Below are 8814 nucleotides of genomic sequence, written 5' to 3'. Positions count from 1 at the left end.
AGGTGGGGATAAGAGACAGGCGCGGCGGCGGTCGCCGCCGTGCAGCGGACAGTCTACGACCTCGTGCTGATGGACGTGCAGATGGCCGGGATGGACGGGCTCACCGCCACGCGCCGCATCCGCGCCCTGCCGCACCCCGCCCGTCACGTCCCGATCGTCGCCCTGACGGCCTGCGTGCTGCCGGAACAGATCCGGTCGATCCGGGAGGCCGGGATGAACGGCCATATCGGCAGGCCCATCGACAGCGGCACGCTGAACGCGGCGATCGAGGCCGAACTGGGCTCCGTCATGCTCGCCGAACCGGCCGCGCCGACCCCGGCCGTGATCGACCGCGACACGCTGGACCGCCTCTCGGCCGAACTGGGCGCGCAGGCCGCGCACGGCGCGCTGCGCGGCTTCCTCTCCCTGCTCGGCGTGACCTCCATGAATTCCGAGACCCTGCGCGCCGAGGCCCCTTCCCTCGCCGTTGGCGCGCGCCGCCTCGGCCTGGCCGATCTCGCCGATACCCTCGACGGGCTGGCGGCCAGCGCCGAGGCGGCGGAGGAAGAGGCCCTGCGGCGTTGCCACGCGGCACGGCGGCGGGTCGAGCGCGCCCTCCCCGAGGCCTTCGATGGCAGGCCCTTCACCGGATCGGAGCGGATATCGACGCCGTGAGACCCGGGGAAGCCGGGAACTCCGGCTGCCCCGTTGACGCCCCCCGCCTTGGCGCGACCGCCCGCCGCTGCTATCTCCCGCCCTCGACCGTTCCCTTCAGACCTGCCGTGCGCCGCGCCAGCCCCTGGGACGGGCCGCCGTGTCAGCGCCGGAGACCCCGATGACCACCTCGTCCATCGACAACATCCGCAACTTCTCGATCGTCGCGCATATCGATCACGGCAAGTCGACGCTCGCCGACAGGTTGATCCAGCAGACTGGTACCGTGGCGCTCCGCGACATGAGTGAGCAGATGCTCGACTCGATGGATATCGAGCGCGAGCGCGGCATCACCATCAAGGCCAACACCGTCCGCCTCGAATACAAGGCGCAGGATGGGCGCGACTACATCCTCAACCTGATGGACACGCCCGGCCACGTCGACTTCGCCTACGAGGTCTCGCGCTCGCTGGCCGCCTGCGAGGGCTCGCTCCTCGTGGTCGACGCCTCGCAGGGCGTGGAGGCGCAGACGCTGGCCAACGTCTACCAAGCGCTCGACGCCAATCACGAGATCGTGCCCGTCCTCAACAAGGTCGATCTGCCGGCCGCCGAGCCCGACCGGGTCAAGGAGCAGATCGAGGAGGTGATCGGGCTGGACGCCTCCGACGCCGTGCCGATCTCGGCCAAGACCGGCCTCAACATCGAGGCCGTGCTGGAGGCCATCGTCACCCGCCTGCCGCCGCCCAAGGGCGACCGGACCGCGCCGCTGAAGGCGCTGCTCGTCGACAGCTGGTACGACGTCTATCTCGGCGTCGTCGTGCTCGTGCGCATCGTCGACGGCGTGCTCAAGAAGGGCATGACCATCCGCATGATGGGCGCGGACGCGGTCTACGGCGTCGACCGGATCGGCGTGTTCCGCCCGAAGATGGCCGATATCGGCGAACTCGGTCCGGGCGAGGTCGGCTTCCTCACCGCCTCGATCAAGGAGGTGGCCGATACCCGCGTCGGCGACACCATCACCGAGGACAAGCGCCAGACCACCGAGATGCTCGCGGGCTTCAAGGAGGTCCAGGCGGTGGTGTTCTGCGGCCTGTTCCCCGTGGACGCCGCCGATTTCGAAAACCTGCGCGGCGCCATGGGCAAGCTGCGGCTCAACGACGCCTCGTTCTCCTACGAGATGGAGACCTCCGCGGCGCTCGGCTTCGGCTTCCGCTGCGGCTTCCTCGGCCTGCTCCACCTCGAGATCATCCAGGAGCGCCTGGAGCGCGAGTTCAACCTCGACCTGATCTCGACCGCGCCCTCCGTGGTCTACCGCCTCACCATGCGCGACGGCGAGATCAAGGAACTGCACAACCCGGCCGACATGCCCGACCCGATGAAGATCGAGACGGTCGAGGAGCCGTGGATCCGCGCCACCATCCTCACGCCCGACGATTATCTCGGCGGCGTCTTGAAGCTCTGCCAGGACCGGCGCGGCATCCAGATCGACCTCAACTATGTCGGCAAGCGCGCCATGGTCGTCTACGACCTGCCGCTCAACGAGGTGGTGTTCGATTTCTACGACCGTCTGAAGTCGATTTCGAAGGGCTACGCCTCGTTCGACTACCACGTCTCCGATTACCGCGAGGGCGACCTCGTGAAGATGTCGATCCTCGTCAACGCCGAGCCGGTCGATGCGCTGTCGATGCTGGTCCACCGCACCCGCGCCGAGAGCCGCGGCCGTGCGATGTGCGAGAAGCTGAAGGACCTGATCCCGCGCCACCTGTTCCAGATCCCGGTCCAGGCGGCGATCGGCGGCAAGATCATCGCCCGCGAGACCATCCGGGCGCTGTCGAAGGACGTCACCGCCAAGTGCTACGGCGGCGACATCTCGCGCAAGCGCAAGCTCCTCGACAAGCAGAAGGAGGGCAAGAAGCGCATGCGCCAGTTCGGCCGGGTGGAGATTCCGCAGGAGGCGTTCATCGCCGCCCTGAAGATGGACGATTGACGGGGCGACCGGCGCGCCCTGGCGATCGCCCCGCGATGATGGCGAGGGAGCGGCCTGGGCAACTGACGACGAAGGGTTACGCCGCCTAATTTCCATCAGCTCCCTGATTTCCATGCAGGAAACCGGTACTGTCATACCCCCGTTAAGCCGCCACGGTAACGGCGCAATTCAGGCGCTTCGGTTGCGCGCAAGCGAGAAGCCGAATCAACCGGCACGCAGCGCGCCGATCGGTCGAAACGCGGCGCTGGGTCGAATCAGGACAGACAGGCGATGGGCGGGGCGCACGAGGACAACCTGACGCCGAGGACGATGCGTCTGCGCACGCAGCTCCTCGTCGCCTGCGTGCTGGCGGCGGGCGCCGGGGCCGCCCTGTGGTACGGGCGCCCGAAAGAGGTCGATGCCGCCGTGCCGACGCCGGCCGCCGTCACCGCCAAGGTGCCGGGGCGCTTCGTGCTGACCGACAGCCAACTCGCCACGGTCACCTCGGTGCCGGTCGAGCAGCGCCTGTTCTACGAAGACATCGCCACCGAGGGAAAGATCAGTGTCGACGAGTACCGGGCGACCCCCGTGTTCTCGCCCTATGCCGGCCGGGTCATCACCATCTTCGCCCGCTCCGGCGAGCAGGTGAAGCAGGGCGACAAGCTGTTCTCGCTCCAGGCCAACGAGATGGTTCAGGCGCAGAACGACTTTCTCGCCGCCCTGAACGTTCTCAACAAGTCGCGCTCACAGCTTTCCTACGCCACGAATACGGAAAAACGCCTGCACGACCTCTACGATTCCCGCGTGACCACGCTGAAGGAATTGCAGACGGCGCAGAACGACCTCGCCACGGCGCAGAACGACGCCAAGACGGCGGAAGTCGGCCTGGAGGCGGTGCGCAACCGCCTGCGCATCCTCGGCCTCGCCGACGACGACATGAAGGCCCTCCAGACCAAGGGGGCGATCAACCCGGAGACGACGATCAACGCGCCGCTTTCGGGCACCATCATCCAGCGCAAGATCGGCCCCGGCCAGTACATCAACACCAATGGCTCCGATCCATCCTACATCATCGGCGATCTCGCCCGGGTGTGGATCGTGGCGCAGCTGCGCGAGACCGATGCCGCCAAGGTCGATCTCGGCGAGCGGATCCGCTTCCGGGTGCTCGCCTATCCGGGCCAGACCTTCGAGAGCCGGATCAACTTCATCGGCGCCTCCGTCGATCCCACCACACGGCGCATCGTCGTGCGCGCCGAGGTCGACAATCCCAAGGGCCTGCTGAAGCCCGAGATGTATGCCAGCGTCCACATCATCAACGAGCGGGAGACCGTCTCCCGCGCGATCCCGCGCCAGGCGGTGATCTTCGAGGGCGACAAGGCGCGGGTCTGGGTGCTGGGCGCCGGCAACACCGTGGAGAGCCGCCCGGTCAAGACCGGCCTCGTGGACGGCAACGACATCGAGATCACCGAGGGCCTCGCGGTGGGCGAGCGGGTGATCTCGCGGGGCGCCCTGTTCATCGACGGCATGACCGACCAGGGCTGAGACCCGGCCCCATCGACAGCCAGACGTTTTCCACGCGCCTTTTCAAGCGCAGCATCCAGAGCCGCGGCCACCCGGCCGCGTCCGACGGCGCGAGGTTTGGACCGGACCCCATGAACGGCATCGTCGCGCTCGCCCTCCGGCAGCGCCCCCTCGTCATCCTCGCCTTCGTGCTGTTCGTGGTGGGCGGGCTCGCCGCCTTCCAGAACCTCAACATCGAGGCCTATCCCGACCCGACCCCGCCGATGGTCGATGTCGTGACCCAGACCGACGGCCTCTCGGCGGAGGAGATCGAGCGCTACGTCACGATCCCGATCGAGCGCATCACCTCGGGCATGCCGAACCTCAAGCAGGTGCGCACGATCTCGCTCTACGGCCTGTCCGACGTGAAGCTGCAATTCGGCTTCGAGTTCGATTACCTCCAGGCCGAGCAGCAGGTGCTGAACCGCCTGCAGCAGCTCGATCCGCTGCCGGCCGGGGCCAAGCCGACCATCTCGCCGATCAGCCCGATCGGTGAGATCTTCCGCTACAAGCTCAGCGCGCCTCCGGGCTACAGCGTGCTCGATCTGCGCACCCTGCAGGAATGGGTGCTGAAAAAGCGCTTCCGTGCGGTGCCGGGGGTGATCGACGCCATCGGCTGGGGCGGCAAGACCAAGACCATCGAACTCGCCGTCGATCTCGACCGGCTGATGGCCTACGGCCTGACCCTCTCGAACCTGGTCAAGACCCTCAACGACAGCAACCTCAATGTCGGCGGCAACCGGGTCGCCATCGGCGGCCAGTCGGCGGTGGTGCGCGCGGTCGGCCTGATCCGCGACATCGACGACATCAACGGCACCGTGCTGGCTCAGGTCGGCGGTGCGCCGGTGCTGGTGAAGGATGTGGCGACCGTCACCATCGGCCACCAGCCCCGGCTCGGCATCGCCGGCATGAACGACGAGGACGACATCGTCCAGGGTATCGTGCTGATGCGCCGCGGCGAGAAGAGCACGCCCTCGATCGAGGCGGTGAAGGCGGAGGTCGCCAAGATCGAGGCTGCGGGCGTCCTGCCGCCGGGGGTGACGATCGAGCGCATCTACGACCGCGCCGACCTGATCTCGGTGACGACCCACACCGTGCTGCACAACATGGTGGTCGGCATCCTCCTGATCCTCGCGATCCAGTGGCTGTTCCTCGGCAACCTGCGCTCGGCGCTGATCGTCGTGGCGACGATCCCCTTCGCCCTGTTCTTCGCCGTCGTCATCCTCGTGGCCCGGGACGAGTCGGCCAACCTGCTCTCGGTGGGCGCCCTCGATTTCGGCCTGATCGTCGACGGCACCGTGATCATGGTCGAGGCGATCTTCCGGCGCCTGTCCGGCCACGGCATCCCGGGCTATCCGCCGCCGGGGCTCGACGCGAAATCCGGGCGCATCGCGCTGGCCGCCGGGGATGTCAGCCGCTCGATCTTCTTCGCAGCGGCGATCATCGTCACCGGCTTCCTGCCGCTCTTCACCCTCACCGGCGTCGAGGGCCACATCTTCGGGCCGATGGCGACGACCTACGCCTACGCCCTGCTCGGCGGCCTGATCGCCACCTTCACGGTCACGCCGGCGCTGGCGGCCTACCTGCTGCCCGCCCATATCGAGGAGACCGAGACGATCCTCGTGCGCATTCTCGACCGGCTCTATCGCCCGGCGGTGCGCGCGGCCCTCGGCGCCCGGCTCGTGACCGTGGCCTGCGTGGCGCTGATCGCGGTCGGCGTCGGCGTGGCGGCCCGCAATCTCGGCTCGGAATTCCTGCCCAAGCTCGAAGAGGGCAACCTCTGGGTCCGCGCCACCATGCCGGCGACGATCTCGCTGAAGGAGAGCAACGGCTACGTCAACGAGATGCGCAAGATCATCGCCTCGCTGCCCGAGGTCGAGCGCGTCGTCTCGCAGCACGGGCGCCCGGATGACGGCACCGACGCCGCCGGCTTCTTCAACGCCGAGTTCTTCGCGCCGATGAAGCCCCTCGACCAGTGGCGCCCCGGCCTGGACAAGGAGGCGTTGACCGAGGAGATGCTGCACAAGCTCCAGGCGGCCTTCCCCGGCGTCGATTTCAACCTGTCGCAATATCTTCAGGACAACGTCGCCGAGGCGGTCTCCGGCATCAAGGGCGAGAACTCGTTCAAGATCTTCGGGCCCGACCTGCAGAAGCTCACCGACAGCGCGAAGAGCGTGATGAAGGTGCTCTCGACCATCCGCGGCGTCGAGGATCTGGCGGTGTTCCAGTCCCTGGGGCAGCCGACCATCGAGATCGACGTCGACCGGGTGCGGGCCGCCCGCTACGGCCTGACGCCGGGCGACATCAACACCACGGTCCGCACCGCCGTCGGCGGCGACTCGGCCGGCGACCTCTACGATCCCGGCTCCGAGCGGCATTACCCGATCATGGTGCGGCTGGCGCCCCAGTTCCGCCAGAGCATCGAGGCCATCGCCAACCTGCGCATCGCCGGCCAGAACCCCAACGGTGCCCCCGTCCAGCTCCCCTTGAGCGCGGTGGCCAAGGTCGAGCTGGTCTCCGGCCCGGCCTACATCTACCGCGAGGCCCAGGAGCGCTACCTGCCAGTGAAGTTCTCCGTGCGCGGGCGCGATCTCGGCAGCACCATCGAGGAGGCCCGCACCCGCGTCGCCAACGAGGTGCATCTGCCGCCGGGCTACCGGCTGGAACTGGTGGGCGAGTTCAACAACATGAAGGGCGCCATCGCCCGCCTCTCCGTGACCGTTCCGGTCGCGGTCGGCATCATCGCGATCCTGCTGTTCATGAACTTCTCGTCGGTGGTGGATTCGTTGCTCGCTCTCAGCGTCATCCCGATGGCGATGGCCGGCGGCATCCTGGCTCTGTCGCTCACCGGCACCTCGTTCAGCGTCTCGGCGGCGATCGGCTTCATCGCCCTGCTCGGCATCGCGGTGATGGACGGCATTATCGTGCTGTCCTCCTATAACGGCCTCCTGGCCGCGGGCGTCGAGCGCGTGCCGGCGATGCTGCGCACCTGCTACACCCAGATGCGGCCGGTGGTGATGACCTGCGTCGTGGCCGGCGTCGGCCTCCTGCCGGCGGCCTTCTCCACCGGCGTCGGCTCGCAGGTGCAGAAGCCCCTGGCGCTCGTCGTGGTGGGCGGCATGGCGCTGGCGCCGCTGCTGATCCTGCTGGTTCTGCCGGTGCTGATCCTGACCTTCTCGCGCCGCACCCCCGCCGCGCATTCGGAGGCCTCGGACCGGGTCGCCGCCGCGCAGGCGCCGCATTCGACCGGAGCGCATTGAGGGCGGATCGGCTTCGCCCTCATCTCGGGCGACGGGGGCCCGTTCAGCCCCGCCGGGTCGAACCCCGCAGCACCGCCCGGCCGCTCAAGGTCACCTTGCGCACGGGCTGGTCCGGGCTCTCGATCCGCTCGAACAGCAGTCGCATCGCCTGGGCGCCGATCTCGGCCACCGGCTGCTCGATCACGGTGAGCCCCGGCTCGACCAGATCGGTCCAGGGCTCGTTGTCGAAGCCCGCCAGCGCGAGATCGCCGGGCACCCTCAGGGCGAGGGTGCGCGCGGCCCGCACCGCCCCCATCAGCATCAGGCCGTTGGAGAGAATCAGCGCCTCGGGCCGGTCGGACTGTGACAGCCAGCGCGCGGCTTCCGCCTCGGCGGCCGTCGCGTTCGGCGCCACGGAGCGGGCGAGCGGCGTGAGGTCGTGGCGGGTCATGGCCGCCGCGTAGCCGGCCTGACGCTCCCGCGCGGTCGAACTCGTCGAGCCGAACAGGCCGCCGATCCGCGAGAAACCCTGCGCGACGAGGTGATCGACCAGGGTGGCGGCGGCGGACGCGTTGTCGAGCACCACGCTGTCATGGGCGCCGGGCAATCCGGAGCGGTCGATGAACACGGTGGGGAAGGACAGGCTGTCCTCCGTCAGCCCGTCCGCCGTTACCTTGGTGGGGGCGAAGATCACGCCGGTGACCCGCTCCTCCTCCATCAGGCGCAGATACATCGCCTCGCGGGCCGGGTCCTCGTCGGTGTTGCACAGGATCACCCGCATTCCCGCGGCATAGGCCGCATCCTCCACCGCCCGGCTCACCGCGGTGAAGAACGGGTTGCGGATATCGGCGACGATCAGGCCGATGGTCTGCGCCGCCTTGGAGCGCAGGCGCCTCGCCGAGAGGTTCGGCCGGTAGCCGGTGGCGCGCACCGCCGCCTCCACCTGCTCGCGCACGGCGTCGCTGACCGGACCGCGGCCGAGGGCTCGCGACACCGTCGCCGTCGAGACGCCCGCCGCACGGGCCACGTCACGGATTCCGACGGTCATGGCGAGGGAAACGTTTTCATCGGCATGATCCGGTTCTGCCACTGGGCGCGCAGCGCCGCAAGCGCAGCTCCTGCACTTTCCTGCAAGGTGCGCCTTGACACAGGATGTGAAAACGTTTTCATAACGATCAACAGCAAGCCGACAAAGAAGCAGCGCATCCGGCCCGCCGGCCGGGCGGTCCTCAGGGAGGAGAGCACGCCATGCTCGCACTGACGCCGACATTGACGCCCTCGCCCCGCGCCCCCTCCCGCACCGGCCCGCGCCTGCTGGTCCGCCTCGGCGCCGCCCCGGCGAACAAGGAAGCCGCGATCCGCGAGGCCGCCGGATTGCTGACCGCCGCCGGCTGCATCGATGCCGCCTATGGCGAG

Annotated in this window: 4 protein-coding genes and 1 pseudogene; 4 read left to right on the top strand and 1 reads right to left on the bottom strand. The window is 68.5% G+C overall.

Annotated features, from left to right (window positions below; all coding sequences use genetic code 11):
• Positions 1 to 27: 27 nt before the first annotated feature.
• The 4 genes and pseudogenes from MZTS_RS24950 to MZTS_RS02205 all read left to right on the top strand — a co-directional run.
• Positions 28 to 654 (top strand): annotated as a pseudogene (locus MZTS_RS24950) (response regulator); the annotation flags it as partial.
• 160 nt (positions 655 to 814) lie between these two features.
• Positions 815 to 2620, top strand: coding sequence for a translation elongation factor 4 (lepA, locus tag MZTS_RS02215; RefSeq protein ID WP_192281025.1), 1806 nt, complete (start codon positions 815 to 817; stop codon positions 2618 to 2620).
• A gap of 270 nt (positions 2621 to 2890) precedes the next feature.
• Entirely contained in the window at positions 2891 to 4141 is a 1251-nt protein-coding gene (locus MZTS_RS02210) for an efflux RND transporter periplasmic adaptor subunit (RefSeq protein WP_192281021.1), read from the top strand.
• Between the two features lie 110 nt (positions 4142 to 4251).
• On the top strand, positions 4252 to 7419 hold the full coding sequence (locus MZTS_RS02205; protein WP_192281019.1) for an efflux RND transporter permease subunit: 3168 nt from the start codon (positions 4252 to 4254) through the stop codon (positions 7417 to 7419).
• 43 nt (positions 7420 to 7462) lie between these two features.
• On the opposite strand, the gene MZTS_RS02200 is transcribed toward MZTS_RS02205, so the two are convergent.
• Positions 7463 to 8446, bottom strand: a complete 984-nt coding sequence (locus MZTS_RS02200) for a LacI family DNA-binding transcriptional regulator (RefSeq protein ID WP_192281017.1) — start codon at positions 8444 to 8446, stop codon at positions 7463 to 7465.
• Positions 8447 to 8814 lie beyond the last annotated feature (368 nt).

Source organism: Methylorubrum zatmanii (genome assembly GCF_014845115.1).
GTDB classification, from domain to species: Bacteria; Pseudomonadota; Alphaproteobacteria; order Rhizobiales; family Beijerinckiaceae; genus Methylobacterium; species Methylobacterium zatmanii.
This window is presented reverse-complemented; position numbering and strand designations above follow the sequence as displayed.